The organism is Streptomyces sp. NPDC101118 (assembly GCF_044759445.1).
Classification (GTDB): domain Bacteria; phylum Actinomycetota; class Actinomycetes; order Streptomycetales; family Streptomycetaceae; genus Streptomyces.
In genome coordinates this window covers 314401-340107 of the sequence record NZ_JBIVZG010000002.1, presented here as the reverse complement: position 1 = coordinate 340107, position 25707 = coordinate 314401, and the positions used below count along the sequence as shown (strand labels likewise).

Sequence of the window (25707 nt, the reverse complement as noted above, 5' to 3'; positions counted from 1 at the left end):
GCCGGCGGCGCGGTGGGTTACGGGGCTCCGGCCGGCGGCACGGTGGGTTACGGGGCTCCGGCCGGCGGTGCCGGGGCGGCGGGGGCGTCGAGCGTGCCCGGCGCCAGGCCGAGTTCGCGTTCGGCCGTGGTGACGGCCATCCGCAGGACGGCGTCGGGGCGGTCGCCCGTCCGGGTGTTCACGTGGGAGCCGAGGCCGTCGAGCACGACCAGGATCGCGATCGTGGCGACGTGCGGGTCCGCCGGGCGGAACTCGCCCCGCGCGACACCCTCGCGGACGAGGGCTTCCAGGCGGCCGCGCCAGGCGGCCTGCTGGGCGACGACCCGGTCGCGGAGGACGGGGCGGTAGCGGCTGAGGTGCCGGGCGTTGATCCAGAGGCGGCTGATGTCGTCGTACGCCTCCCCGGTGGTCTGCGCGAGGAAGCGGGCGAGCCGGCGTACGGGGGTCTCGGCCGGGGTTCCGGGCGGGGCCCCGGCAGCTGCTCCGGCGGCCGCCGCACCGGCTCCCGCGGGGGCTGCGGGAGCCTCGCCGGGGGCCTCCGCGGCGGTCACCGCCGGTACCAGGCGGTCGAGTTCGGCGGTGGCCGCGCTGCCGAACGCCTCGGCCACCAGGTCCTCGGCCGACGGGAAGTAATGGCTGATCAGACCGGGTCTGACGGTGAGTTCATCGGCGATCCGGCGGAGGGTGACGCACTCCAGTCCCTCGGTCAGGGCCACCGCCGTGGCGGCCTCGACGATCTCCGCCCTGCGGGCCTCGGGGGACTTGCGAACTCGTTTGCGCGGGACGCTTGACGACATACCGGGGATGCTATTGAGTGTGCGACCAATAAGCAAGCAGGTGGGATCCGACCCGCACCCCGGAGGACCGCATGACGTCCACGTTCCCCGATCCGCACACCGTCCCGGGCCTCGCACGCGAGACGGCACGGCCGGACTCCGAGCGGGCCGGCCGCATCGAGCCCCACGGCATCGACCACATCCCCGACGCGGAGCGCCACGGCCGGCCCAGGGACCTGTTCTCCGTATGGGCGGCGGCCAACGTCAACTACCTCAGCCTGGTCATCGGCGGCGCGCTCGTCCTGATGGGGCTCGGCCTCTGGCAGTCCCTGGCCGTGATCGTGACCGGCAACCTCTTCTGGGTGCTCACCGGCCTCCTCGCCACCTCCGGCCCGGCCGCCGGCGCACCCAGCGAGGTGATCACGCGGGCGCTGTACGGCGTCATCGGCAACCGCGTGAACAACGCCGTCGGCGGCTGGCTGGTCTCCGTCTGCTACTTCGCCCTCAACCTCGCCGCCGCCGCAACCGCCGCCTTCGCCCTGGTCGAGAAGACCGGCATCACGGCCACCACCGGGGTCAAGGCGACCGTGATCGTGGTCATCGCCGCCCTGACCCTCGCCATCAGCGTCTACGGCCACGCCATGATCATGAAGCTCTACCTGCCCATCACGCTGGCCCTGACGGCCGCCTTCGCGGTCGTGGCCGTCGCCGTGGTCCGGCACGCGGACTTCTCCTACCGGCCGGCCGAACCCCTCACCGGCACCGGCCTGTGGGCCGTGCTCCTCGCCGGCGTCACCCTCATCGCCTCGGGCCCGCTGTCGTACACCACCAGCGCCGACTTCTCCCGCTACCTGCCGCGCTCCGCGTCACGCCGGGCCGTCGCGGGCTGGACCGCGCTCGGCGCCTTCGTGCCCAGCGTCCTCGTCAGCTCCCTGGGCGTGCTCGCCGCGACCGTGGTCGACATGAGCGACCCGCAGAGCGCCCTCCAGCAGCTCCTGCCCGGCTGGTTCACCCCCGTCTTCCTGCTGGCCCTGGTCCTCGGCACCATCTCCATCAACGCCCTGACCGCCTACAGCGCCGGCCTCGCGCTCCAGGCCGTGGGCCTGCGCATCCGCCGCACGGTCAGCGTGCTCTTCGACGGGACGGTCGCCGTCGCCCTCACCCTGTACGGGCTGCTCGCCTCCGGCTTCCTCGACACCGTCAGCAACGCCCTCCAGGTGATCGTGGCCCTGGTCGGCCCCCTGATGGCCGTGTACGCCACCGACGTGGTGCTGCGCCGCAACCGGTACGACGGCCCCGCCCTCTCGGACGAGAGCCCCGCGAGCCCCTTCTGGTACACCGGCGGCGTCAACCGGGCGGGCGCGACGGCCCTGTGCGCGGGCGTGACCGCGGCGGCCCTCTGCGTGAACACCCTCTACACCGGTCCCGTGGCCGCCGCCCTCGGGGGCGTGGACCTCTCCCTGCCGGCCGGGATGCTGGTCGCCGCCGGCCTGTACGCGCTGCTGATGCGCAACGACCGTACGCTGCGCGCGGCCAGGGCCGGGGACTGACCGCGGGTACGCCGTCCCGCACGGGGCGGGCCGCGCGGCCCGCGGGGCGCGGGGCCATCCGGCCGAGCGCCCCGCGCGGCAGCGCCGTCCGCCGCCGCGCGGATCCCTAGGGTCGCCCCATGTCCGCCCTGCACGCCGTGCTGCACGCCCTGTCCATCACCGCGTCGATGACCTGGGCCATCACCTGGGCGCTGATCCTGGGGTTCGTGCTGTCCGCGGTGGTGCAGGCGGTGGTCCGCAAGGCGACGGTCGTACGCCTGCTGGGCGACGACCGTCCGCGCACCCTCGGCACGGCCGCCCTGCTCGGGTCGGCCTCGTCCTCCTGCTCGTACGCGGCCGTCGCGCTGGCCCGCTCGCTCTTCCTCAAGGGCGCGAACTTCACCGCGGCGATGGCCTTCGAGATCGCCTCGACCAACCTGGTGGTGGAACTCGGGGTGATCCTGGCGCTCCTGATGGGCTGGCAGTTCACCCTGGCCGAGTTCACCGGAGGCCCGCTGATGATCGTGGTGCTGGCCGTGCTGTTCCGGTTCACCCTGCGGCAGGGGCTGCTGGACGGGGCGCGACGGCAGGCGGAACGCGGCGTCGCCGGGTCCATGGAGGGCCATGCGGCGATGGACATGTCCGTGCGGAAGGAGGGCTCCTTCTCCGCGCGGCTGTTCTCCGCGGAGGGTTACACCTCCGTCTCGCACGTGTTCGTCATGGAGTGGGCGGCGATCCTGCGGGACCTGGTCCTGGGCCTGCTGATCGCCGGTGCCGTCGCCGCGTGGGTGCCGGACTCGTTCTGGGAGGCCTTCTTCTTCGAGGGGCACCCGGTGGCGGCCAAGGTGTGGGGTCCGCTGATCGGTCCGGTGGTGGCGCTGGTGTCGTTCGTCTGCTCGGTGGGGAACGTGCCGCTGGCGGTGGTGCTGTGGCAGGGCGGGATCAGCTTCGGCGGGGTGGTGTCCTTCATCTTCGCCGACCTGCTGATCATCCCGATCCTCAACATCTACCGGAAGTACTACGGGAAGCGGATGGCGCGGTACCTGCTCGTCACGTTCTACGCGGCGATGGCGTCGGCGGGGTTCGCGGTCGAGCTCCTCTTCGGCGCCCTCGGCCTGATCCCGGACCGGTCGGAGGCCGAGGTGCCGACGGACGGCATCGGCTGGAACTACACCACGTACCTGAACATCCTCTTCCTGCTGCTGTCCGCGGCCCTGGTCGTCCGCTTCCTCCGCACCGGCGGCCGGCGGATGCTGGCCGTGATGGGCGGTCCTCCCCCGGGGTGATCCCGTTCGTCATGGGCGCGTCACGGAACGGCCACAGCGGCGTGCGGCGGGAACCTGTCCCCGGCAGGGCGCCGTGTACCTGCACGCGAGTGCCGGTGTGGGACCGGTCGTGAACCTCGGGGAGCACCCAATGCAGTACACAGCGCGCGTCGGCCGGTCCGCGGCGGCTCTGGTGACGGCCCTGGCGGCCGCCGCCCTGATGACGGGCTGCACCCCGTCCGGGGACGACGGGACCGTCGACCCGTCGACGCCGCCCGCGGCCTCCGGGCCGTCGGCGCCGAAGCCGACGGGCGGCGGCGACAAGGGCGGCACCACCAACGGGGGCTCGTCCACGGCCGGTTCGACCGGCGGGGGCTCGTCCACCGGCGGCTCGGGTACGGGTGGCGGCACCGGCGGCACGACGGGCGGTTCGTCCACCGGCGGTTCGTCCACCGGCGGCACCGGCACCGCCGCGAAGCCCTGTACGGCGGACGACGTCGAGATGTCGGAGGGCCACCAGGCCGACGTCCGCCCGCCCGGTACGGGCACGGGCGCCGCCGTCGTGTCGGTCACCAACACCTCCGCGTCCGCCTGCAAGGTGTACGGCTACCCGACGGTCGCGGCGGCGGGCAACGGCTCGCCCGGGAAGAACAAGCCGCTGGCCACCACGCACGCCGGCCCGGCCGCGGCGAACGTGCTCCTGGCCCCCGGCGCCCGCGCCTGGACGAAGCTCACGTTCGTGCAGGTCCAGGGCGAGGCCGACGGCTACTGCGAGTCCGGCGCGACGCCCGCCGTGTACCCGACGCTGGTCATCGGCGTCCTGGGTGCCGGGAAGCACCAGATCGCCATGGACGACGGGGTGTTCGCGTTCTGCGACGACAAGGTGACCGTCACCGCCTGGTCCTCCGTGAAGCCGTCCTGACTCCCTCCTGAGGGCCGACCGGGGGTATTCCGCCCCCGGCTCGGGCGGCGCCGCGCGACATCACGGAACGCGACCTAAGCTCACTCATCGTCACCGGCCCGGAGGTGTGGCGGGCCGCATCGAGTGATCGGAAGGACGTCCAGATGCTCAAGAAGCTGCTGATCGGTTCCGTGGGCGCGGTGCTCGCCGCCGGGGCGCAGGCCCCCGTCGCCGGGGCCGCCCCGGCGGCCGATCCGGTGCCCGCCGCCCGGGTCACGGTCGACCTGGTCCAGGTCAACGGCTCGGGCTGCCGCCCCGGTTCGGCCACGGCCGCGGTCGCGGCCGACAACAGCGCCTTCACGGTCACGTACAGCGAGTACCTGGCGCAGGTCGGCAAGGGCGCCAAGCCGACCGAGTTCCGCAAGAACTGCCAGCTCGGGCTGCGGGTGAACGTGCCGCAGGGCTTCACGTACGCGATCGCCCGCGCGGACTACCGGGGCTTCGCGAGCCTGGAGGCGGGGGCCGTGGGGAAGCAGCTGGCGAGCTACTACTTCCAGGGCATGTCCGGCACGGCCGTCCGCACCCACACCTTCAAGGGGCCGCAGGAGGGCAACTGGCAGGCCAGCGACACCACGGAGATCCAGGCCCTGGAGTTCGCGCCCTGTGGGGCGCAGCGGAACTTCAACATCAACACCGAACTCCGCGTGGACGGCGGGACGTCCGACACCGCGAACACCACCAGCTTCATGGCGATGGACTCCACGGACGGCAGCCTGGAGACCGTCTACCACTTCGCGTGGAAGCAGTGCCCGACGCGGCGGTGACGCTCCGCGGGTCCCGGGTCAGGGCAGCCGGAATGCGGTGACGTCGAGGTCGAAGACGAGGACCTCGCCCCCGGCCACGGCCACCAGGGAGCCGTCGGGACCGAAGGCCAGGCAGGCGACCGGGCCGGGAGCCGGAACCGCCTCGCGGACGGCTCCCGACGGCAGGTCCCGGAGCTCGATCAGGTTCGGCTCGGCCGTCGTCGCGACGGCGGCGAGCCCGCCCGACTGCGGCCCGAGCACGCCACGGCCAGCGCCCGGCCCGGCAGTGCGAACCGGTCCCCGCGCCGTAGCCCGTCGCTCAGGCCGAGCACCACCATGCTCTGGTCGTCGAAACCCACGAGGATCGAGGGGTCGCGGTCCGGCCAGGCCTGGGCCATGCCCACGACCCGCTGCCCGGAGGGCAGGGGGTGCACGGCGTGTCGGCGGCCCGTGCACAGATCCCACAGGGTCAGCGGTACGGGCACGGGTGGCCGGGCGGGCGGAGCGGAGTGGTGGTCAGCGCTCGGAGAGTTCGGACGGGGCTTCCTGGACGATCCAGCCGTTGCCGTCCGGGTCGGCGAAGGTGAGGAAGGAGTTCCAGGTCTCGCCCTTGCCGTCCGCCCAGCCGTCGGTGCCGACGTGGCGTACGGGGGACACGTCGACGCCGCGCGCGGCCAGCTGCTCGCGGGCGGCCTCGATGTCGGTGACGCACAGCTGGAGGCCGTGCAGGGTGCCGGGAGCCATGGCGCGGGTGCCGGGGGCCGGCGGGATGCCCTGCTCCAGTACGACGGAGCAGCGGGAGCCGGGCGGGGTCAGCTGGACGACCCGGGCACCGGGCGTCACCTCGGCGTCGAGGTCGACGGCGAAGCCGAGCCGGTCGGCGTAGAACTCCTTGGCCCGGTCCACGTCGGTGACGGGGACCGGGACCACCTCGAGCGGCCAGTTCACGAAAGCTGCTCCGATCGGTGTCCGGGGACGGCTGCTGCCGGGTGCGGGGCCCTGTACCGGCGGGGACCGCCCCGGCCCATTAGAGCGGATCCCGTGCACGGAGAGCGGCGTGTCCGGCGCGGAACGACCCGTAAAAACCGCGTCCGTTTGCACCACTTGACCGTCCGGGGCCGCGCGCGGAGTGACCACCGGATGGTCCGGAAGGGGGGGCGGAAGTGTTCGCGGTGATCTACCGGTGGCGGCTCGTGCCGGGCGAGGAGCAGCAGTGCACGGGCGGCCGGCACCGGGTGGCCGAGGCCGTCCACGCCCGGTGCGGGAGCTACGGCTCCCGCCTGTACACCGCCCACGACGGCACCTGGGTGGCCTACGCCCGCCGGCCGGCCGCCGGCACCGGGAGAAGTGCGGCACGCCCGACCCCGAGGGGCTGGCGATGATGCGCGACGCGGTGGCGGAGGGCTTCCCGGAGACCCGGCCGGCGATCGTCGACGACCTCCTGGCGGAGCCGGGCACCGCCTGGCCTCCGCCCGCGTCCCCGGCCGCACCTCCGCTCGGCGCGGCACAACACCGCAGGGAACGGACCGGGTTGACGGCCCGTTCCCCGTGCGGGTGATCATTTCCGCTCCGGGATCAAGGGGCCCGCCGGGGCTGCCGAGGATGACGGCATGCGTACCTCCACCACCCCGCTGCGCCGGGCCCTCGTCCCGGTCCTGGCAGCCCTCGCCCTGTCCGCCACCCTCGCAGCGTCCTCGGCCGCCGCCGTGGAGCGGTGCGGCTCGGTCATCACGGCGCCGCTCGCCGCGCCCGTGTCGGCCGACGACCCCTGTCCCAGCACCGACCCGGTCGTCTGCCGCATCCGCGTCCTGCCGTGGGGCGAGAAGGTCGAGGCCCAGCGGACCCGGATGCGGTACCACGGCCTCCTGGAGGACATGCACCGCACCGCCGCCGCGATGCGGGAGGCCGGGGCCACCGACGAGGAGGTCGCCAGGGAGCTGGTGGACATGCGCAACCAGGCCAAGGAGATCACCCGTGCGGGCATGAGCCCGGAGGAGGTGCGGATCCTGGAGGAGCGCAACACGGCCAAGTACGGCAACCCGCTCGGCCCGACGGCGGACCAGCTCTTCGCCAAGTACGGCAGCTGGCAGCAGGTCGCCGACGCCTCGATGCGGACCAGCTACGCCGTCGACCGCGAGCTCAGCCTGGAGTACCACCCCTGCCCGGTGTGACGGCCCACCCCCGGTCCGGTGTGACGGCCCGGGCGGCGGTGCGGGGCGTACGCGTCACCCTCGCCGTCACCCGCGCCCGTCCTCCCGGGGCCGGGCCGGCGCCAGGCTGCGGTAGTGGGTGGTCAGCCGGCCGGTGTCGTCGAGGACGTGGAAGGCGAGGGCCGGCGGGAGGTCGAGGTGCACGTGGTGGCCCGGGTGCTCCTGGTGCTCCCAGGGGAGCCTGAGCGCGGAGACCACGCCGGGGGCCACCAGCAGGGGGCGGCCGGCGAAGGTGGTGGCCGCCGCGGTGTGGGCGTGGCCGCAGAGGAAGGCCGTCAGGTTCGGGTGCCGGCGGGCCAGTTCGGCGAGCCGCTCCTCGCCGTACTGGCGGATGCCGTCGACGTAGGGGGTGTGCAGCGGAACCGGCGGGTGGTGGAAACCCACCAGCACCGGCCGCTCCGCGGGCGCTGCCGCGAGGACGTCTTCGAGCCACTCCAGCGTCGCGTCCTCCAGGTACCCCTCGTCCTTGCCCGGCACCGAGGAGTCGCAGAGCGCGAGGGTGAACCCCGCGGTGTGCAGCACCTGGTTGACCGGGTCCGCGGTGCCGGGCGCGTCGAGCAGGCCCTGCCGGAAGGCGGCCCGGTCGTCGTGGTTGCCCGGGCAGACGAGCAACGGGTGCCGGCAGGCGAGGAGTTCCCTGGCCTTCGCGTACTCCTCGGGCAGCGCGTGGTCGGCGATGTCCCCGGTGACCACGACGGCGTCGAGGTCGTGGGGCAGGCCGTTCAGATGGTCCAGCACCGCCCGGGTCCGCGCGGCACTGCGCTCGTCGGAGATGTGGATGTCGCTCAGGTGGGCGATGACGGCGGCCACGGCCGGTCCCCTGCTTCCTGTCGTGCCGCGCCCGTTGGCGGCGCGGGTCTTCCGGTCACCGAAACTAGGCGGGCCGCGGACCGCACGTAAGATCCGGTTCCATGCCGGAAGAGGGGTCCAGTTCCGCCGCCGACCTGCACGGGGAGCGGTCCGGCCCGCTGCGCGCGGTGGATGCGGGCGCCGACCTGCACCTCGACCTCGGCGGGCCGGGGCCCGGGCGGCGCGCCGGCCTGGAGTCCGCCCTGCGCCAGGCGGTCCGTACGGGACGCCTGGCCGCCGGCGCCCGGCTGCCGTCCACCCGGGCGCTCGCGGCCGGGCTCGGTCTCTCGCGCGGCACGGTGACCGCGGCTGCCTACGCGCAGCTCACCGAGGAGGGCTACCTCTCGACACGGCCCGGTTCCGGCACCACCGTGACGGACCTGCCGGCTGCGGGTGCCCCGCCGTCGGCCCTCGCCGCCTCCGCGGTACTCCCCCGGCACGACCTGCGGCCGGGCCTCCCCGACGTACGGGCCTTCCCCGCGCGCGCCTGGCTGGCCTCGACCCGGAGGGTGCTGGCCACCGCCGGACCCGACGTACTGGGCGCCGGCGACCCCCGGGGGCGGCCGGAGCTCCGGGCCGCGCTCGCCGGCCATCTGGGCCGGACCCGCGGGGTGCTGGCCGCGCCCGACCAGGTCGTGATCACCTCGGGCTTCTACCAGTCCGTGCGGCTGCTCGGCGAGGTGCTCGCGGCGCGCGGCGCCACCACCGTGGCCATGGAGGACCCCGGACACGACCTCTACCGCGAGGCGGTGCGGCGGTCGGGGCTCGCCACCGTGCCGCTCGCCGTGGACGGGCACGGGGCCCGGGTGGGGGACCTCGGGCCGGGGACGGGCGCGGCCGTCGTCACCCCCGCCCACCAGTACCCGACGGGTGTTCCGCTGCACCCGGAGCGCCGCGGGCGGCTGTGCTCCTGGGCGCGGGCCACGGGCGGGCTGGTGGTGGAGGACGACTACGACGGCGAGTTCCGCTACGACCGCCGGCCGGTCGGCGCGCTCCAGGGCCTCGCGCCGGACCGGGTCGTGTACTGCGGTACGGCGTCCAAGTCGCTGGGCCCCGCCCTGCGGCTGGCCTGGATGGTGCTGCCCCCCGACCTGGTGGGCCCGGTGGTGGCGGCCAAGCGGGAGGCCGACCTGTACACCGAGACGCTGGGGCAGCTCGTGCTGGCCGATCTGATCGCCTCCCACGGGTACGACCGCCACGTGCGTGCCGCCCGGCTGCGGTACCGGCGGCGCCGGGAGCTGCTGACGGGCCGGCTGGCGGAACTCCCGGCCGTCACGCCGCACGGGGTGCCGGCCGGCCTGCACACGCTGGTCACCTGGCACGGCCGGGGTCCCGGCGAGCCGGAGGTGCTGGGCGCGTGCGCGGAGCGGGGCATCGCGCTGCGGGGTTCTGCCGAGCTGTACCACCGGGCGGGCGGCGCGCCGCCGGGCCTGCTCGTCGGCTTCGCCGCGGCCTCCGGCCACGGCTTCCCGGTCGCGCTGGACGCGCTGGCCGGCGTACTGGCGGACGTGCTGGGCTGAGCGGGTCGGGTGCCTGACCGTGCCGGGTGCGGGGACGCGTCGGGTCCGGGGCCGCGTGGGGTGCGGGGAGGCGTCGGGTCCGGGGGCGCGCGACGGCGGTCGCCGCGTGCCGGGCGCGGGCGGGGTACGCGGCGTGCCGGGCGCGGGCGGGGTACGCGGCGCGGCGAGCGCGGGCTGGGTACGCGGCGCGGCGCAGGCGCCCGGCCCAGGTGCCCCGCGCGGGCGGAGTACGCGGCGCGCCCGGGCTCGGTGACGTGCCGGGCGCGGCCGGGCGCCCGGGTTACACAGGGAGCGACGACCGGAAGCGCAGGGGGGCCGCAACGCCGAGGTGATGTGCATGGTGGACGCCGCAGGTCCTGGTGGGGCCGGAGCAGACGGCGCGGGTCCGGGTGGCTCCGCGGGAGACGGCCCGGGTGCGGATGCGACACGGGGAGGCGACGCCGGCCCGGGTGAGGCCCTGGGAACCGACTCGGGTCCGGGCGGGTTCCCAGGAGCCCACTCGGGTCCGGACGGGTCCGGCGGAACCCACTCGGATCCGGCCGGGTCCGGAAAGGCCTGCTCCGGTCCCGCCGGGTCCCAGGGAACCGACCCGCGCCCGGACGAGCCCGGCGGAGCCCCCTCGGGTCCGACCGGGTCCGGGGAAGTCCCCTCCGGTCCTGCCGGGTCCCGCGGAGGCGGCCCGGGCGCCGGCGGCGGGGACGGCGGAGGTGCCGGCCGGACCGGGCCGGACCGGCGCGGGCCCGCGCGCCGGCGGGTGCTGGGCATCGCGGCCGCCGCGCTCGCGGCCCCGCCGGGCTGGCTCGGCACGGCCACGGCCATGGCCACCGCCGCGCCCGCGGCAACGCGCCGGCAGGCGCCGCCCGTCTGCCCGCTCGACGTGTGCGCCGAGAACGCCCGGCCCGGCGCCACGGACTGGCGGATCACCAGGGCCGGGCCGGCCTCGGCCGTCGAGGGGTTCGCGGACCGGGTCAGCGTCCGCGCCGGCGAGACCCTGGGCCTCCACGTGTCGACCACGTCGGCCGCGTACACCGTCTCCGCTTACCGCATGGGCTGGTACGGAGGGACGCGCGCCCGGCTCGTGTGGCGCTCGGGGCCGATCCCGGGCGAGCGGCAGTCCGGGCCGGTGCGCGACCCGGCCACCCGGATGGTGCGGACGGCCTGGCGGCGGACGGTGGAGCTGGACACCTCCGGCTGGCCCGAGGGCTGCTACCTGCTGCGCCTGGCCACCACGGACGGCAAGGGGCGGCGCTTCGTGCCGGTCACCGTGCGGGGCGCGTCGGCCGCCGGGCGGATGGTGGTGGTCAACTCGGTGGCCACCTGGCAGGCGTACAACCCGTGGGGCGGTGCCGACCTCTACAAGGGGCCCGACCTCAGGAACCGCACGCGGTCCCTCGCGGTCAGCTTCGACCGCCCGTACCGCAGCGGCTCGGGGTCGGGCCAGTTCCTGCGGTACGAGGCCCCGCTGATCGCCCTCGCCGAACGGCTGGGCCTGCCGCTGGCGTACGCCACGGGGGTGGACGTGGCCCGCGAACCGGGGCTGCTGGACGGGGCCCTGGCCGTGCTGTCCCTCGGGCACGACGAGTACTGGAGCCCCGAACAGCGGCTGCACGTGACGCGGGCCCGGGACGCGGGGACGAACCTGGCGGTCTTCGGCGCGAACTGCTGCTACCGGCGGGTGCGCTACGACTGCTCACCGGTCGGCCCCGACCGGGTGGTCGTCTGCTACAAGGGCGACTACGCCGCCGACCCCGGCTTCCGGCGCGGCGAGCCGCCGACCAACGACTTCCGGAGCAGGCCGCTGCCCGAGCCGGAGAGTTCGCTGCTGGGCGTGCTCTACGACGGCTTCCCCGTGGACGCGCCGTACGTGGTGTCGGAGGCCGGGCACTGGCTGCTCGCGGGAACGGGAGCGCGGCCCGGCGACTCGTTCGCGCACCTGGTGGGCGTCGAGTTCGACCGGGTGCCCACGAGCCCGGCCACCCTGCGGCCCGTGGAGGTGCTGGCGCACTCGCCGGTGGTCTGCAAGGGCCGCCCCTGGTACGCGGACACCGCCTACGCCACCCTGCCGGGCGGTGCCGGGGTGTTCGCGACGGGCACGATGCGGTGGGTGGAGGCGCTGGACGCGCAGGGGCCGGGCGGCGGGAAGTCGAACCACGGGCTCGGGAGCGACGCCGGCCGGTTCACCCGCACCGTCACCGAGAACGTGCTGCGGGCCTTCGCGGCGGGCCCGGCGGGCCGTGTCCGGCCCGCCCGCGACAACCTGACGGCGCATTACGCGGACGCGAAGCCGCACCGGGACCAGGCACCGCCGCCGCGCGCGGAGGCGTCCTGCCCACCGGCACCGGCCGCCGCCTCCCCGTCCCCTGCCGCCCATTACGGGGAGGTGCGTACGGCAGCCGGGGGCCCGTCCGGCGTGTAACCGGGCACGCCCCTCGCGAGTCGTTACGGTCTGGTTTGCACCAGATTCGGACGATCCCGGGAGTGTGCGTTGCGCCGACTCACGATTGCCCTGACCCTGCTCGCCACCCTCGCCTCCGGCACCCTTCTGGGCACCGGGCCGGCCGTCTCCGCGGAGGGCGCTCCCTCCCCCGCGTCCGACCGGGGCACGAACATCCTGGTGGTCGGGATCGACAGCCGCGCGGGCCTGTCCGCTGCCGAGAAGCGCCGGCTGCACGTGGGCGGCGAGGGCTGCAACTGCACCGACGTGATGCTGCTCGTCCACCTGGCCGCGGACGGGAACCGGGCCAGCGTGGTCTCGATCCCCCGGGACTCGTACGTCGAGTACGCGGGCGGGCCGGGAGCGGGCCGCTGGGGCAAGATCAACGGCGCGTACAAGCTCGGCGGCGGCGCCATGGCGGTCAGCACCGTGGAGAAGGTCACGGGCCTGCACGTCGACCACTACCTGGAGACCGGCTTCACCGGCTTCGAGCGGGCGGTCGACGACCTGGGCGGTGCGACCGTCTGCACCGACCGGCCGCTCCAGGACGAGAACTCCGGGCTCGACATCACCGCGGGCGTGCACCACACCAGCGGCAACACCACCCTGCGCTACGTCCGCGCCCGCCACATCCTCCGGTCCGGAGACCTCGGCCGGATGCGCCGTCAGCAGCGCACGGTCGGCGACCTGCTCGGCCGGCTGACGGCCAAGGGCGCGCTCTCGAATCCCGGGAACGTGGCGAAGACCGCCCGCACCCTGCTGAAGTCCGTGCGCACGGACGCCGGAACGGACCTGCTCGACCTGGTCCGCATCGGCTGGGCCCTGGGCCGGCTGCGGGCGGACCAGACGGAGTTCGCCACCGTGCCGATCACGGACTTCGACCACCGGGTGCCCGGGGTCGGCTCCACCCTGGTGTGGCACGCGTCCCGGTCCGCCGCGCTGTGGGCCGCGCTGGCCGCGGACCGGCCGGTCACCGGCGACACCCGCATCCAGCCCGCGCCCGAGACCCCGGCCCTGACGAACCCGGCCGGCATCAAGGTCCGGGTGGACGACGCGAAGGTGGCCGCCGCGCTGCGCGGGAACGGATTCGTCGTCACGGACACCTCCGCCGCGGCCCCCGCGGTACGCCCCGACGGACCGCCGGTGATCCGCTTCGCCCCGGGCGAGGAGGACGACGCCACCACCCTGGCGGCGGCACTCCCCGGCGCCGCCCTCCAGCCGACACCGGACCACGGCCCGGTCTTCGACGTCGCGATCGGCCGCCACCAGCCCCAGGTCAAACACGTGACGTACGACCGCAACGTGGCCGAGGGCGCGCCGGTCAGGGGCAACACCCTCCGCTGCCCGCCGGCCTCCTGAGGCTCCGGCCCCGCCCAGGCAGGGCCGGTACTCAACCCGACGGCACGGCTCAGGCGTCCAGGATCAGGTCCGTGGTCGGGACCGACTGGCAGGTGAGGGTGGTGGAAGCGGGCAGGTCGGGTGGGGTGGCGGTCAGGTGGGTCACCTCGCCTTCCAGGACCGTGCAGGCGCAGCTTTCGCACTGGCCGACCCGGCAGCCACTGGGCAGGCGGGCGCCTTCGCGTTCGGCGAGTTCCAGGAGGGTGCCGGCGGACTCGGTCCAGGTCAGGATCCTTCTGCTGCGGGCCAGGCGGACGGTGTGCCGGGCACCGTCCGGTACCGCGGTCACGCGCGGTGCGGCCCGGAACCGCTCGGCGAAGATCTCGAAGGGCGGGACGCCCCGGGCCGTCAGGCCCTCCGTCAGTGCGTCCAGCATCGGGGCGGGTCCGCACAGGTGGAAGCGGGCCCGGCGGGCGAGCAGTTCGTCCGGCACGTCGGCGGCGGTGATGCGGCCCCGGCGGTCGTAGTCCCGGCCGGGCAGGTCTCCGGGGGCCGGGTCCGAGTAGTGGATGACGGTCCGCAGGACCGGCAGGCGGCGGGCGAGTGCGGCGATGCGCTCGCGGAACGGGTGGTCGGCGCCGTGCCGGACCCCATGGTGCAGGACCACCTCGGGGACGGTGCCGCCGGTCGCCGCCAGGGTCTCCAGGTAGCCCAGGAACGGGGTGACGCCGATGCCGCCGGCCAGCAGCACCACGGGGGTGTCGGTGTCGGGCGGGATGCGGAACACCCCTGCGGGCGAGGTCACTTCGAGCCGGTCGCCCGGCCGGAGGTGGTCGTGGATCCAGCACGAGAGCCGGCCGTCCGGCTGCCGGCGCACGGCCAGCGCGTACGCGGTGCGGGCCGGATCGGTGGCCGGGGAGGTCAGCGAGTAGCTGCGGGCCTCGGCCGGGTCCGCGCCCTCGCGGCGGACGGTGAGGTGCTGGCCGGGCAGGTGGTCGGGGAGGGGGCCGCCGTCCGCGGGGGCCAGGCGGAGGGTGCGTACGCCGTCGCCTTCCGTCCCCGTCCCGGCGACGGTGAAGGTGCGGGTGCCGTGCCAGGTGCCGTCGGCCGGTTCCGGGGCGACCTGGCAGGGCACCGCGCGCAGCGGCGCGGAGCCGCTGAGCGGGTCGGTGGTGGTGTGGTCGACCAGCCGGTTGTAGTTGCTGCCGTCCGGGGTGAGGGGGTCGGCCCCGGGCAGGGCGAGGTCGGGGGCGTCCTGCCACCAGCCGTACTCGCCGAGCACGACGCCGGGGTGCAGGGAGTCGTCGAAGCGGGCTCGCAGCCGCACCGAGGCGAGCGGGGTGGACACCCGTACCCACTGGCCCTCGGTGATGCCCCGGGCCGCGGCCGTGGCCGGGGCGAGGTCCAGGCACGGGTCGGCCGCGCGGCGGCGGAGCGCGGAGATCCCGCGGTGCTGACTGTGCACGTAGTAGCCGTGCTTGGCGCAGGTCAGGACCAGCGGAAAGGTTTCGTCCACGGGTGCCGGGTCCCGGTGTTCGGGGACCGGCGGGTAGCCGTGGTCCAGCAGGCGCTGGCAGTACAGCTCCACGCGCCGGGTGGGGGTGGCGAAGCCGGTGACCGTGCCGTCGGGGGCGCGGGCGGCGTACCGGCGCTCGGCACGCTCCCTCGGGATGCGGATCCCGCCGGGGGCGGCGCGGAGTCCGTCGGTGGTCAGGCCCAGCGGCTCCAGCTGCCAGTTCCAGGCGGCTTCCACGTCGCCGTCGAAGAACGCGCCGCCCAGGCCCGTGCGCCAGGCGAGTTCGAAGACGACTTCGGTGTCCGACCGGGTGCCGGGCAGCGGTTCGACGATCCGGGGGCGGAGCTGGACCTGCTCCTGGGCGCGGTGGCCGGTCTCGAAGCCGAAGCGCAGGGCCTCGTGCTCGTACGCGCTGTTCACGGGGAGGACGATGTCGGCGGTGGCGCTGGTGGGGTTGTGGAACAGGTCGAGGTGGACCTGGAACTCCAGGGAGCGCAGGGCTCGGGCGGTGCGGTCCGAACCCGGCTGCGCCACCACGAGGTTGGAGCCGAAGCCGACCAGCGCCCGTACCCGGTACGGGTGGTGCTCCTCGATGGCCCGGCACAGGTCGCCGGCGTTGACGTACCCGGACGCGGGCGGGCCGAGGGGGTGCCGGTCGAGGCCGAGGGCCTTGTCGCGGACGCCGGGCGGGAAGTCGGCGGGGGTCGAGGCGGGGCGGTACGGCGGCGGGGGCGCGGGGCGGTTCCCGCCGGGGGCGTCGAAGGAGCCGGTGAGGGCGTACAGAGTGGCCAGGGCGCGTTCGGTCTGGGTGGCGTTGGCGCTCTGGCCGACACCGGTCCAGCCGTAGTACGTGACCGCGCGGGCGGCGCCGATCCGCTCGGCCAGGGCGCGGACCTCGCTTTCCGGGATCCAGGTGGTGGCGGCGACGCGGTCCGCGGGCCAGGCGGCGCAGGCCTCGGCGTACCGCTCGAAGGCGGGGGCGCAGTCGGCGGTGGTGCCGTCCGCGAGGCGGACGCGGCGGGTGCCGCGGAGGGCGAGGCGCTCGGGGTGCGGGGTGGCGCGGGCGGTGTCACAGGGGACGGCGGTGCCGGCCGCCTCGTCCCAGACGGCGAAACCGGCGCCGCTTTCCGGGGCTTCGTCGGGGAGTTCGCCCGGGAACCCGTCCGGGGTTCCGCCCGGGAGTTCGGCGGCGGTCAGGAACCGGCCGTCGTCGAGGCGGACGAGGAGGGGGCCGTTCGTCCAGGCGCGGACGAACTCCTCGTCGTACGTGCCGTTCTCGATCAGCAGGTGGGCCAGGCCGAGGGCGAGCGCGGCATCGGTGCCGGGACGCACGCGCAGCCAGTGGTCGGCGCGCAGGGCGCTGGTGGAGCGGCGCGGGTCGACCACGGCGAGGCCGGCGCCCCGGGCCTGGGCGGCCGAGAGCGCGGCGGACTGGGCGAGCCAGGTCTTGGCCGGGTTGAAGCCCCAGAGCAGGACCAGGTCGGCGTTGTCGTAGTCGGGTGGCGGGAGGGGCCCGCCGAAGGTGAAGGCGTGTGCGGAGTCCTTGTGCCAGTTGCAGATCTCCGCGCTGTAGACGGTGTTCGGGCTGCCGAAGCGGCGTACGAAGCGCTCGATCCACTCGGTGGCGTCCGAGACCATGGTGCCGCTGGGCGTGGCGACGCCGAAGGCGACGGCCTCCGGGCCGTCCTCGGCGGCGATCCGGGTGAGGCGGGCCGCGATCTCGTCCAGGGCCTCGTCCCAGCCGATCGGCTGCCAGCCGGGGTCGGGGTCGGTCTTGGGGCGGGTACGGCGCAGGGGCGTGGTGAGGCGCCGGCTGCCGTGGGCGATCTCGGCGGCCGCGCGGCCCTTGGGGCACATGGCGGCCCCGGTGGGGTGGTCGGGGTCGGGGCGGACCGAGGTGATCCGGCCGCCCTCGACGGTGAAGACGGCCCCGCACCGCGACTTGCAGAGGGTGCAGAACCCCCGCTTCTCCTCGACCACCGCCCGGCCTCCGATCCGCTCCGGGCCCGGCCGGTCGTGCCGGGACCCCGTGCCTCCCATTGCACCGCCGCGGACGGGCCGCGGGACGAGGCAGAGGTCCTGCGGAGCCGGGCCGGAAGGCCCGGGTGGGGGCGGGCCACCGTCCAGGCCGGCGTCCCCCCGGGCACACCTGCGGGAGAGCGGGGCGCAGGGGCCGGGGACGAGGTCCCCGCCCTCGCGGGGCGGGGCGGGGGAGGACTGAGGGGCGCTGGTGGCCCGTTCTGCGGCCTGCGGACCCGCCCGGCGCTCCGGGCGGCTCCGGCGGCCTGTGCGGGCGCCTCCCGAGCCTGAGGGGCCCTGAGGCTCAGGGGGCGTGTGCTGCCGTGCGGGGCGCCTTCGGGCCCACGGGGTGTCCGGGGGTGCCGGGTGCCACCAGAGCGGCCCTGACGGCCTGCGCCGAGCGGACTCCCGGAGCCCCGCCGCCCGCGGAGCGTTTGCCGCCTGCGGGGGTTTCCCGGAGCCCCTGCAGCGTCTGCCGCCCGGCCCCCCTTGTCCTGCCGCCTCGCGCAGCCCCCTCGCCTCGCGCAGCCCCCTCGCCCGGCTTCCGGCCGCTTCCTTGCAGGTCCGCCGCGCCCGCGAGGAGGGGCCGAAAGATGCTTAAACATTCAATCGTGGCGTTTTGGGCAGGGGCGGACGTACATTCATGTGATCCCGCAAGCCCCTCTGGAGGCGGCGATGCCCGCTCCCCCTCTGCCACACCCCCGCACACCGGTGTGCTGGACCGACCACCTGACACCGGACCCCGCGCACCGGACGACCTGGTCCGCCTGCACCCGCCGGCCGGAACTGGTCGCGTGCGGCACCGCGTGGGACGCGGTCGTCGCGCCGCTGGCCCGCGGACTGGCCGGCCTCGATCACCTGCGCCTGCCCCTGTCGGGCGGCTTCCCGGTGCTCGCGGACTACGTACGGCTCGAGCTGATCGTCCAGGTGCCCGCCGGCACCGGGCACCGCTGTGCCGCCCCGGGCAGCCGCGTGCTGCACAAGGGGACGTGGCTCCTGGTCCCGGTCGGGACGCACAGCGCCGCCTCGGCGACCTGGCTGAGCCGCCCCGACCCGGCCAGCCCGCGCTACGTCGACGCCGACCGCCTGCACCAAGCGCTGCTGGCGGTCGACGCCGTCCCGCAGGACTGAGGATCAGCTCTCGGGGCACTCCCTCCACGCCAGGTGGTAGATGGTGCTGATGTTGCCGTCGGTCGAGTCCATGGTCATGTAACTCGTCGCGCCGGGAGCGGAGTTGCCCCTGGCGACCCGCAGCTCGGTGTTGATGTTGAAGTTGCGCTGCACGCCGCAGGGCGCCCAGACCAGCTGGGCCCAGTCGGTCTCGTCCGTGGCCTGCCAGTTGTCGTCGAACGGGCCGCCGAAGTCGTGCGACCGCGACGCCGTCTGCGGGGAGCCCTGGAAGTAGTACGAGGCCTTCTCGGTGCCGGTCGCGCCCGGCGCGAGGGCGGCGTACCCGCGGTAGTCGGCGCTGGCGATCGCGTAAGTGAAGCCGTGCGGCACGTGCACGACCAGGCTCAGCTGACAGTTGCGGCGCGCCGCGGTCGGCGGCGCACCGCCGCCGACCTGGGCGATGTACTGGCTGTACGTCACGGTGAACGCGGTGTTGTCCTCGGACACCGCCAGGGCGGTGGTGTCCTTGGGGCAGCCGGATCCGTTGACCGTCGCGACGTCGATCACGATCCGGTCCGGCGGCGGGTCCACGATGGTGGAGGGGCTGGGCTGCGCGGGCAGGGCGGCGGTGAGCAGGGCGCCGATCGCGCCGCTCACCAGGAATCCACCGGCCATGTCTTTTCTCCCATCCGTTGCTGCGGTTCCGGGCGGCACGCGGGCAGCTGCGGGCGTGCCGCGGGGGTGGGGGGTGCGACCGGCCGCGGAGACGGCCGGACGTCGCGGTCCTGTGCGCGGGACCGGAAGCGGAACTCGAAGCGGAACTGGAAACGGAACTGGAACGGGCATGGCTGTGTGCGCCATGGGGGACACCGGCCCGTGAGGGCCGGTGCCGGAATCGTAGGGAGGCCGGGCACGGCGGAACAGGGCGCGGTCCGGCCAAAGCGCGGGCGGTCAAAGGCCGTTCGGCGGCCGGAAGACGGCCTGGGGGGCCGGCAGGTCCTCGCCGGGCAGGGGCTCCTCGCCGTACACGACGGAGAAGCGGGGCGCGGTCCGCGCGTACTCCGCGAGCAGTTCGCGGAGCGTGGCGGCCGCGTGCGGGTCGCGGCGCTCCAGCTCCGGTCAGTGGCGGAAGCGGAGTTCGGCGGGCATGGTGACCAGGCCGGTCACCGCGTCCCGGAAGGCGTCCCAGTTCATCCCGTAGAAGTCCGGGAAGCCGAGTTCGCGCTTGAGCGCCGCGTGCAGGGCGCGGGCGTCCCCCACGGCGGCGAGGTCGACCACGACGGTGCGGTCCGGGTCGGGTTCCGGGTCCTCGGGGGCGCCCCAGAAGGACGGGAGCCACCAGCACAGCACCGTCCGGTCCTCGGGCCAGGGCCGCGGGTCGGGGGTGCCGTACTCCTCGAACGCGTCCTTGGCCGGGTCGACGGGCCGCCAGGCGGGGTCCGGCGGCTCCTCCGCGGTGGCCGGCCGGGCGTACGTGCGGCCGCGCTGGTCGCACGCTCCGTAGGTGCGGTAGTTCTGCTGCGCCTCGGCCAGCGACACGCGGCCGGCTCCCCCGTACAGGAACGGCCAGCGGAACCGGACCCCGTCGTCCTCCCAGTTGCAGACGGGGCAGATGCCGTACGTGCCGGGCCAGCCGTCCTCGGCGTCGAAGACGAGGTGACCGCAGCAGGGGCAGGGGCGACGCGTGTCCATCGGCCCAGTCTCGCCGACCGCCGGGCCGTCGGCGGGGCTACCCCTCGTGCTGCGGCAGATGGGTCTTGGCGTCGTCGTAGGTGCCCGTCCCGGGGGCCGCGGCGGGGGCGTAGAAGAGGTTCAGGACACCGGTGGCGAACGTCTCGGCGGAGACGAGCTCCAGCGGGACCGCCGGGCCGTCGTCCCCGAACAGCCGCATGCCCGAGCGTACGGCGATCGGGTGCACCAGCAGGTGCAGCCGGTCCAGCAGCCCGGCGGCCAGCAGCTGGCGGACGACCGAGACCGAGCCGCTGATCCACACGGGGCCGCCCGGCTCCGCCTTCAGGGCCGCGACCGCCCCGGCGAGGTCGCCGTCGAGCTGTTCCGAGTTCCGCCAGTCGAAGGTCAGCCGGCTGCGCGAGACGACGATCTTGCGGGCGTCGCCGAGGACCTTGGCGAAGGGCGCGTCCTCACCGCCGGCCGCCTCCCGCCCCGGCCACGCGCCGGCGAAGCTGTCGTACGTACGGCGGCCCAGGAGCAGCGTGTCGGCCCGGCCGAGGGTGGCGTCGACGGCCCGGCCCATCTCGTCGTTGAAGTACGGGAAGTGCCACTGGTCCGGCGCCTCGACCACGCCGTCGAGCGAGATGAACAGCTGCGCGGTGACGGTCCTCATGCGGGCGCTCCCCTGGGCGTCGGGTGACTGGCTCCTTCCAGTAGACGACGGGAAGGGGACCGGCACGACTTCCCACGCGGGCCCCGGAGCGGGCGCGTCCGCGCGGTCCGGCGGGCCGGCCGGCCGCCCCTCGCTAGGTGTTGGCCTCCGCGGACGAGATGTCGGCGAGTGCCGAGGACGGGTCCTTGTCGAGGGCGAGGTCGCCGATGGAGACGATGCCGACGAGCTTCCCGTCGTCCTCCGTCACCGGCAGGCGCCGCAGGGCGTGTTCGCGCATCAGGGCGACCGCGCGGTCGATGCCGTCGTCCGGCCCCACCGTGACGGGCTGCGCGCTGCAGACGTTCTGTACGGACGTCTGCGCGGGGTCCCTGTCCTCCGCCATGGCGCGGACGACGAGGTCGCGGTCGGTCAGGATGCCGCGGAGCATGCCGTCGTCGACGACGAGGACGTCTCCGATGTCGGCATCGCGCATCTTCCGGGCGGCCTCGCTGAGCGAGACCTGGGGTGCCACGGTCACCGGGCGCTCGGTCATCACCTCGTGGATGAGCTGGGACATGCTGTCGCCTCCGGTGCTGGAGATCGGGTGGTCTGCCGCGCGGCTACCCGGACCCGCACGGCCCACACCCGTCCGACGGGGCCCGCACCCGCCCGCCCGACGCGGCCGGTACGCAGTGGTTTCCGGACATCCTCCGACGGGTGGCCGGCCCGCACGGCGGCCCGCCCGCACCGGGCGGGGCGCGGCCCGGGAGCGTTTTCGGTCAACCGGGAGCCCCTGGCACCGAAGAGGTATAGACCACTGCTAGAGTGGTAGCACTCCCCACACGTCCGATCACCCCCGGTCACCGGAAGGTCCGCCGTGTCCACCACGCATCTCTCCGGCCCTCGGGCCGACTCCACGCCCGCGTACCAGCGCATCGCAGCGGCCCTGCGCGCCGAGCTCGCCGGCTCCATCGCGCCCGGCGCCCGGCTGCCGGCCGAGCGGGCGCTGTCCGTGCGCTTCGGTGCCAACCGCCAGACCGTGCGCGCCGCGCTGCAGCTGCTGCGCGCGGAGGGCCTGGTCAGCACCGACCGCCGCGGAACGTACAACGCCGCGGCCGCCGCCCCGCCCGTACGCCGCCCCAGCGCGCCGGACTTCCCCGGCGGCCTCGCGCCCAGGCCGGGCACCACCACCCGGTCCCTGCTGCGCATCACCGGACTCCCGGCCGCACCGGCCGCCGCGATGGGCCTGGCCGCCGGCCGGCAGGTGCTCGTCCACCAGCACCAGCTGGTCGACGGGGACGGCGTCCTGCTCCAGCAGGCCCGCACCTGGTTCTCGCCCACCGCCGTGGAGGCGGTCCCCGAGCTGCGGCGGCACCTGCGCGAGGCGCCCACCGACCACGCCGAGCTGCGCCACCTGCACGCGTGGTTCGAGCGCGAGGGGCTGGCCGCCCGGGTGACCGACACGATCAGCATCCCGGCGCCCCACCGCTCGGGCCACCAGCCCGCCCCGGCGGTCCGGCGGACGGTGCACGACCAGGACGGCCGCCCGCTGGCGATCACGGACCTCAGCTATCCCGCGAGCCGCCAGCTCGTCTGGCACCACACCCGGGCGACCACCACCAGTGCCCCCTCCATCCACCTGGCCTGACACCCGCCCCCGCGCCGCATCGCGCCGCCCACGGCTCAGCCCGGCGACGGCGTCTCCGCCAGCGCCCGCCGCAGGGTGGCCGTGCGGCGCAGCATGACCGCCGGTACGAGCCAGCATCCCCCGAACCACAGCAGCAGGGCCGCGTCGGCGAGGAGGGCGGCCCCGGGACTGAGGACCAGCCGGAGCACCAGCAGCAGCGCGAACGCGACCATGGCCAGGAACAGCACGAGGCCCGCCACGGTGAGCCGCGCCGCCCACACCACCGCCTCCGGCTTCACGCCGAGGCCGGTGACCAGCCGGTGCACGCAGACCGGGGCGGTCAGCGCTCCGGTGGCCGCGGCGCCGAAGAGGACGCAGGCCACGTACAGGCTGTGGTCGGTGGCCGCCAGGCGGGCGAAGGCGGGGGTGAACGCGGCGGCGAGGAGGAAGGCCAGCAGCAGCTGGACGCCGGTGAGCGCCACCCGTACCTCGTGGAGCAGCTCGCACCAGAGCCGGTCGGCGCGTTCGTCGGGGCTCTCGCGCCGGTCGCCGGGGCCCGGCGACCGCACGCCGCGGCGGAGCGGGGGAACGTCTCCCCGGCCGGTCCCCGGGGCAGCCGTCCAGCGGATGCGCATGGCGGTCACCTCCGGGTCCGGCGGCTCGTGCTTCGAGCCCGTGCACCCGCTGCTACCCGGAGCGGGTGCGACTACCCCCTGCGCGACTGGCTCCCTTGCGGCCGTCCCGGGGGGCCGCACCGGGCTCCCGGCCGGATCCCGGCCCCCGCCGGAATAATCGGTTGCCCGGGCGGCGGGCGGTCCCGGACGATCGACGGCTGTGAGCAAGACCCTTTTGTCCTCGGTGGTGCCCGATCTGAGCCCCTGGCGTTCCAGCCGCGACTTCCGGCTGCTCTTCTACCAGGGCACGGTGAACTTCTTCGGCTCGTTCATGGCGATGATCGCGCTGCCGCTCCAGATCAAGCACCTGACCGACTCGCCCCTGGCGGTCGGCGCGATGGGCGCCGTCGAGCTGGTCCCGCTCGTGGTGTGCGGTCTGTACGGCGGGGCGCTCGCCGACGCCGTCGACCGGCGCCGGCTGATCCTCCTCACCGAGGCGGGTCTCGGCCTGCTGGCCGTGGTGCTGCTGGTCAACGCGCTGCTGCCGGACCCGCTGCTGTGGCCGCTGTACATGGTGGCGGCCGGCGTGTCCGCACTGGCCGGGCTCCAGCGGCCCGCCCTGGACTCCCTGATGGCGCGGATCGTGCCGCACGACCAGATGACCGCCGCCGCTGCGCTCAACGCGGTGCGGTACCAGATCGGCGCCATCGCGGGACCGGCACTGGCCGGCCTCGTCGTCGCGTACGCCGGCTACGCCCCCGCGTACGCCGTCACGGTGGCCGGCTTCGTCCTGTCGGTGCTGCTCTGCGCGCGGCTGGCCCCGGCGCCGCCCGCCCGGGACGCGGAGCGCCCCTCGCTGCGCGGCATCGCGGAGGGGGCGCGGTACGCGTGGAGCCGACCTGTGCTGCTCGGGACGTACGCCGTCGACCTGGCCGCGATGTTCTTCGCCTTCCCGAACACGATCTTCCCCTTCCTGGCCGACGAGCTGGACGCCACGTGGGCGCTGGGCCTGATGTACGCGGCGGGCGCCGTCGGTTCGCTGCTCCTGGGCCTGACCAGCGGCTGGACCTCCCGGATCCGGCGGCACGGGCTGCTGGTGGTGTGCGGTGCGGCGGCCTGGGGCCTGGCGGTCGCCGCCGCGGGCCGGGTCTCCGGCATCTGGCTGGTGCTGGTGTGCCTGGCGGTCGCGGGCGCCGGCGACATGCTCAGCGGGCTGGGCCGGGCCACGATCTGGAACCAGACCATCCCGGACGGGCTGCGCGGCCGGCTGGCCGGCATCGAGGTGCTCTCGTACAGCGTCGGCCCACAACTGGGGCAGGTGCGGGCGGGCACGATGGCGGGCTGGACCGGCACGCGCGCCGCGTTCTGGACCGGCGGGCTGGCCTGCGTGGCGTCGGTGGCCGCGCTGGCCGCGCTGCTGCCGAAGCTGATCACGTACGACGCACGGACGGACGCCGACGCGCTGCGGCGCCGCGCGGCGAAGGAGCCGGCCGGCACCTCCTCCGGGCCCGCCTGACCGTCCACCGGGAAGCGGCCGTCCGCGCGGCGGCCCCCTCCCGGTGGGTGGCAGTCCTGGGCCGTTCGCGTGAGCACCGCGCCCTGCGCACGGCAGGGGGCGCACGGCGCGACGATGATCGGCACGTGTCGACCGGAACCGGACCCTCCCCCCATGCGCCCGGCGGCGCCGATCCCGTGCCGTGCCTGCCGGAACCCGCCGCGGAACCCGACCCCACCCCGGCGGAACCCCCTCCCGCCCCCGGATCACCCGTGCTCACCATCGGCGTGGAGGAGGAGTACGTACTCCTGGACTCGGCCGGGATGCCCGTGCCCCGGGCCGACCCGGTGATGGCCGAGGCCGGCCTGGAGCCGAGCGTGGAGGGCGCGGAACTCCAGCACGAGCTGCTCCAGTGCCAGATCGAGGTCGCCACGCCCGTGTGCACCCAGCTCGCCGAGGCCGCCGGGCACCTGCTGAGGCTGCGCCGGGCGCTGGGGCAGGCGGCCGAGGACCACGACTGCCGGCTGGCATCCTGCGGCACGCCGCCGCGCAACCCGCGCTCCCCCGACGTCACGGACGCGCCCCGCTACCGCGACCTGTCCGTCCGCGCGCCGCAGCTCGTGGCGGAGCAGCTGGTCTGCGGCACGCACGTGCACGTGGCGGTGCCAAGCCGGGACGTCGGCGTCGCGGTGCTCAACCGGATCAGGCCGTGGCTGCCGGTGCTGGTGGCGATGGCCGCGAACTCACCGCTGTGGAACGGCCGGGAGACCGGCTTCGCGAGCTGGCGCACGGTGGTCTTCGGGCGCTGGCCGGTCAGCGGTCCGCCGCCGCTGTTCGCCGACGCGGCCGACTACGACCGGCGCGCCCGCGACCTGCTGGCGGCGGGGGTGGCGCGCGACACCGGGCAGCTGTACTGGCAGGCCCGGCTCTCGGACCGGTACCCCACCATCGAGGTGCGCTGCGCCGACGCGCAGCTGTGCGTCCACGACACGGTGATGCTGGCCGGCCTGGTACGCGGGCTGGTCGGCCGGGCCATCGCGGACCACGACGCGGGGCGGCCGGTGCCGCACTGGCCGCCGGAGCTGATCCAGGCGGCCAACTGGCACGCCGCCCGGTACGGGCTGACCCACACGCTGCTCTCCCCGCACGGTTCGTCGCGTCCGGCGCGGGCGGTGGTCCGGGAGCTCCTGGACCACACCGCCCCGGCGCTGGAGCGCTCCGGCGACCTGAGGGAGGTGGGCTGCCTGGTCGAACGCCTGCTGGAGCGTGGCACCGCGGCCGAGCGCCAGCTCCGCGCCCACCGCGAGGGCGGCCTCGCCGGGCTGCTGGAACTCCTCACCGCGGACGCCGACCCCGCGCCCTGACCCCGCGTACGCCG

General features: G+C 75.4%; 23 protein-coding genes. 13 read left to right on the top strand and 10 right to left on the bottom strand.

The window, feature by feature from the left end; genetic code table 11:
* Positions 1-47: 47 nt before the first annotated feature.
* A complete protein-coding gene (locus tag ACIQUQ_RS04470) occupies positions 48-797 on the bottom strand; it encodes a TetR/AcrR family transcriptional regulator (protein ID WP_403971207.1) in 750 nt (249 codons plus the stop codon).
* 71 nt (positions 798-868) lie between these two features.
* Here ACIQUQ_RS04470 and ACIQUQ_RS04465 point away from each other — a divergent pair, with 71 nt between their 5' ends.
* The 4 genes from ACIQUQ_RS04465 (at position 869) to ACIQUQ_RS04450 (ending at position 5295) form a co-directional block, all read left to right on the top strand.
* The gene (locus ACIQUQ_RS04465; RefSeq protein ID WP_403971205.1) at positions 869-2326 is read left to right on the top strand and encodes a purine-cytosine permease family protein; all 1458 of its coding nucleotides are present in this window, start codon (positions 869-871) and stop codon (positions 2324-2326) included.
* A gap of 128 nt (positions 2327-2454) precedes the next feature.
* The gene (locus ACIQUQ_RS04460) at positions 2455-3591 is read left to right on the top strand and encodes a permease (protein WP_403971794.1); all 1137 of its coding nucleotides are present in this window, start codon (positions 2455-2457) and stop codon (positions 3589-3591) included.
* Between the two features lie 130 nt (positions 3592-3721).
* Positions 3722-4492 carry a DUF4232 domain-containing protein gene (locus ACIQUQ_RS04455; protein WP_403971203.1) on the top strand — a complete coding sequence of 257 codons (771 nt, stop codon included), beginning with the start codon at positions 3722-3724 and terminating at the stop codon, positions 4490-4492.
* A gap of 143 nt (positions 4493-4635) precedes the next feature.
* The gene (locus tag ACIQUQ_RS04450; RefSeq protein ID WP_403971201.1) at positions 4636-5295 is read left to right on the top strand and encodes a DUF4360 domain-containing protein; all 660 of its coding nucleotides are present in this window, start codon (positions 4636-4638) and stop codon (positions 5293-5295) included.
* Positions 5296-5313: 18 nt separating this feature from the next.
* Here the strand turns inward: ACIQUQ_RS04450 and ACIQUQ_RS04445 are convergent, their stop codons facing one another.
* Together ACIQUQ_RS04445 and ACIQUQ_RS04440 are read right to left on the bottom strand one after the other, a co-directional pair.
* Positions 5314-5535, bottom strand: a complete 222-nt coding sequence (locus tag ACIQUQ_RS04445) for a hypothetical protein (RefSeq protein WP_403971199.1) — start codon at positions 5533-5535, stop codon at positions 5314-5316.
* A gap of 255 nt (positions 5536-5790) precedes the next feature.
* Positions 5791-6222 carry a VOC family protein gene (locus ACIQUQ_RS04440; RefSeq protein WP_403971197.1) on the bottom strand — a complete coding sequence of 144 codons (432 nt, stop codon included), beginning with the start codon at positions 6220-6222 and terminating at the stop codon, positions 5791-5793.
* A 215-nt stretch (positions 6223-6437) separates the two neighbouring features.
* Between ACIQUQ_RS04440 and ACIQUQ_RS04435 the strand changes: the two genes are divergently transcribed.
* Both ACIQUQ_RS04435 and ACIQUQ_RS04430 read left to right on the top strand, forming a co-directional pair.
* On the top strand, positions 6438-6656 hold the full coding sequence (locus tag ACIQUQ_RS04435; protein WP_403971195.1) for a hypothetical protein: 219 nt from the start codon (positions 6438-6440) through the stop codon (positions 6654-6656).
* 228 nt (positions 6657-6884) lie between these two features.
* Complete coding sequence (locus tag ACIQUQ_RS04430; RefSeq protein ID WP_403971193.1) at positions 6885-7445, top strand: hypothetical protein; 561 nt, start codon at positions 6885-6887, stop codon at positions 7443-7445.
* A gap of 66 nt (positions 7446-7511) precedes the next feature.
* On the opposite strand, the gene ACIQUQ_RS04425 is transcribed toward ACIQUQ_RS04430, so the two are convergent.
* Positions 7512-8294, bottom strand: a complete 783-nt coding sequence (locus tag ACIQUQ_RS04425) for a metallophosphoesterase (RefSeq protein ID WP_403971191.1) — start codon at positions 8292-8294, stop codon at positions 7512-7514.
* Between the two features lie 101 nt (positions 8295-8395).
* Here ACIQUQ_RS04425 and ACIQUQ_RS04420 point away from each other — a divergent pair, with 101 nt between their 5' ends.
* From ACIQUQ_RS04420 to ACIQUQ_RS04410, 3 genes are all read left to right on the top strand, one after another.
* Entirely contained in the window at positions 8396-9853 is a 1458-nt protein-coding gene (locus ACIQUQ_RS04420; protein WP_403971189.1) for a PLP-dependent aminotransferase family protein, read from the top strand.
* A 754-nt stretch (positions 9854-10607) separates the two neighbouring features.
* A complete protein-coding gene (locus ACIQUQ_RS04415) occupies positions 10608-12269 on the top strand; it encodes a N,N-dimethylformamidase beta subunit family domain-containing protein (RefSeq protein ID WP_403971187.1) in 1662 nt (553 codons plus the stop codon).
* 69 nt (positions 12270-12338) lie between these two features.
* Positions 12339-13646, top strand: a complete 1308-nt coding sequence (locus ACIQUQ_RS04410) for an LCP family protein (RefSeq protein WP_403971185.1) — start codon at positions 12339-12341, stop codon at positions 13644-13646.
* A 49-nt stretch (positions 13647-13695) separates the two neighbouring features.
* Here ACIQUQ_RS04410 and ACIQUQ_RS04405 read toward each other — a convergent pair whose 3' ends face one another.
* Complete coding sequence (locus ACIQUQ_RS04405; RefSeq protein WP_403971183.1) at positions 13696-17181, bottom strand: molybdopterin-dependent oxidoreductase; 3486 nt, start codon at positions 17179-17181, stop codon at positions 13696-13698.
* A gap of 654 nt (positions 17182-17835) precedes the next feature.
* On the opposite strand from ACIQUQ_RS04405, the gene ACIQUQ_RS04400 reads away from it, so the two are divergent.
* A complete protein-coding gene (locus tag ACIQUQ_RS04400) occupies positions 17836-18291 on the top strand; it encodes a hypothetical protein (protein WP_403971181.1) in 456 nt (151 codons plus the stop codon).
* Between the two features lie 3 nt (positions 18292-18294).
* Here ACIQUQ_RS04400 and ACIQUQ_RS04395 read toward each other — a convergent pair whose 3' ends face one another.
* The 4 genes from ACIQUQ_RS04395 to ACIQUQ_RS04380 form a co-directional block, all read right to left on the bottom strand.
* Complete coding sequence (locus ACIQUQ_RS04395; protein WP_403971179.1) at positions 18295-18945, bottom strand: DUF4360 domain-containing protein; 651 nt, start codon at positions 18943-18945, stop codon at positions 18295-18297.
* A gap of 444 nt (positions 18946-19389) precedes the next feature.
* Positions 19390-19962: a CPCC family cysteine-rich protein gene (locus tag ACIQUQ_RS04390; RefSeq protein ID WP_403971177.1), complete on the bottom strand. Its 573-nt coding sequence runs from the start codon at positions 19960-19962 to the stop codon at positions 19390-19392.
* 37 nt (positions 19963-19999) lie between these two features.
* Positions 20000-20614, bottom strand: a complete 615-nt coding sequence (locus ACIQUQ_RS04385; protein ID WP_403971175.1) for a dihydrofolate reductase family protein — start codon at positions 20612-20614, stop codon at positions 20000-20002.
* 133 nt (positions 20615-20747) lie between these two features.
* Positions 20748-21170, bottom strand: a complete 423-nt coding sequence (locus ACIQUQ_RS04380; RefSeq protein WP_403971173.1) for a CBS domain-containing protein — start codon at positions 21168-21170, stop codon at positions 20748-20750.
* Positions 21171-21470: 300 nt separating this feature from the next.
* Between ACIQUQ_RS04380 and ACIQUQ_RS04375 the strand changes: the two genes are divergently transcribed.
* Positions 21471-22241, top strand: coding sequence for a GntR family transcriptional regulator (locus ACIQUQ_RS04375; protein WP_403971171.1), 771 nt, complete (start codon positions 21471-21473; stop codon positions 22239-22241).
* Between the two features lie 35 nt (positions 22242-22276).
* Here the strand turns inward: ACIQUQ_RS04375 and ACIQUQ_RS04370 are convergent, their stop codons facing one another.
* A complete protein-coding gene (locus tag ACIQUQ_RS04370; protein WP_403971169.1) occupies positions 22277-22855 on the bottom strand; it encodes a DUF6328 family protein in 579 nt (192 codons plus the stop codon).
* Positions 22856-23054: 199 nt separating this feature from the next.
* On the opposite strand from ACIQUQ_RS04370, the gene ACIQUQ_RS04365 reads away from it, so the two are divergent.
* Positions 23055-24350, top strand: coding sequence for an MFS transporter (locus tag ACIQUQ_RS04365; RefSeq protein ID WP_403971167.1), 1296 nt, complete (start codon positions 23055-23057; stop codon positions 24348-24350).
* A 251-nt stretch (positions 24351-24601) separates the two neighbouring features.
* A complete protein-coding gene (locus ACIQUQ_RS04360; protein WP_403971165.1) occupies positions 24602-25693 on the top strand; it encodes a glutamate--cysteine ligase in 1092 nt (363 codons plus the stop codon).
* The last annotated feature ends 14 nt before the right edge of the window (positions 25694-25707 follow it).

What these genes read in the sequence shown, in the direction of transcription:
- ACIQUQ_RS04470 (WP_403971207.1), bottom strand. Translation starts at nt 797, where the DNA reads ATGTCGTCAAGCGTCCCGCGCAAACGAGTTCGCAAGTCCCCCGAGGCC.
- ACIQUQ_RS04465 (WP_403971205.1), top strand. Translation starts at nt 869, where the DNA reads ATGACGTCCACGTTCCCCGATCCGCACACCGTCCCGGGCCTCGCACGC.
- ACIQUQ_RS04455 (WP_403971203.1), top strand. Translation starts at nt 3,722, where the DNA reads ATGCAGTACACAGCGCGCGTCGGCCGGTCCGCGGCGGCTCTGGTGACG.
- ACIQUQ_RS04450 (WP_403971201.1), top strand. Translation starts at nt 4,636, where the DNA reads ATGCTCAAGAAGCTGCTGATCGGTTCCGTGGGCGCGGTGCTCGCCGCC.
- ACIQUQ_RS04430 (WP_403971193.1), top strand. Translation starts at nt 6,885, where the DNA reads ATGCGTACCTCCACCACCCCGCTGCGCCGGGCCCTCGTCCCGGTCCTG.
- ACIQUQ_RS04420 (WP_403971189.1), top strand. Translation starts at nt 8,396, where the DNA reads ATGCCGGAAGAGGGGTCCAGTTCCGCCGCCGACCTGCACGGGGAGCGG.
- ACIQUQ_RS04405 (WP_403971183.1), bottom strand. Translation starts at nt 17,181, where the DNA reads ATGGGAGGCACGGGGTCCCGGCACGACCGGCCGGGCCCGGAGCGGATC.
- ACIQUQ_RS04400 (WP_403971181.1), top strand. Translation starts at nt 17,836, where the DNA reads ATGCCCGCTCCCCCTCTGCCACACCCCCGCACACCGGTGTGCTGGACC.
- ACIQUQ_RS04395 (WP_403971179.1), bottom strand. Translation starts at nt 18,945, where the DNA reads ATGGCCGGTGGATTCCTGGTGAGCGGCGCGATCGGCGCCCTGCTCACC.
- ACIQUQ_RS04390 (WP_403971177.1), bottom strand. Translation starts at nt 19,962, where the DNA reads ATGGACACGCGTCGCCCCTGCCCCTGCTGCGGTCACCTCGTCTTCGAC.
- ACIQUQ_RS04385 (WP_403971175.1), bottom strand. Translation starts at nt 20,614, where the DNA reads ATGAGGACCGTCACCGCGCAGCTGTTCATCTCGCTCGACGGCGTGGTC.
- ACIQUQ_RS04380 (WP_403971173.1), bottom strand. Translation starts at nt 21,170, where the DNA reads ATGTCCCAGCTCATCCACGAGGTGATGACCGAGCGCCCGGTGACCGTG.
- ACIQUQ_RS04370 (WP_403971169.1), bottom strand. Translation starts at nt 22,855, where the DNA reads ATGCGCATCCGCTGGACGGCTGCCCCGGGGACCGGCCGGGGAGACGTT.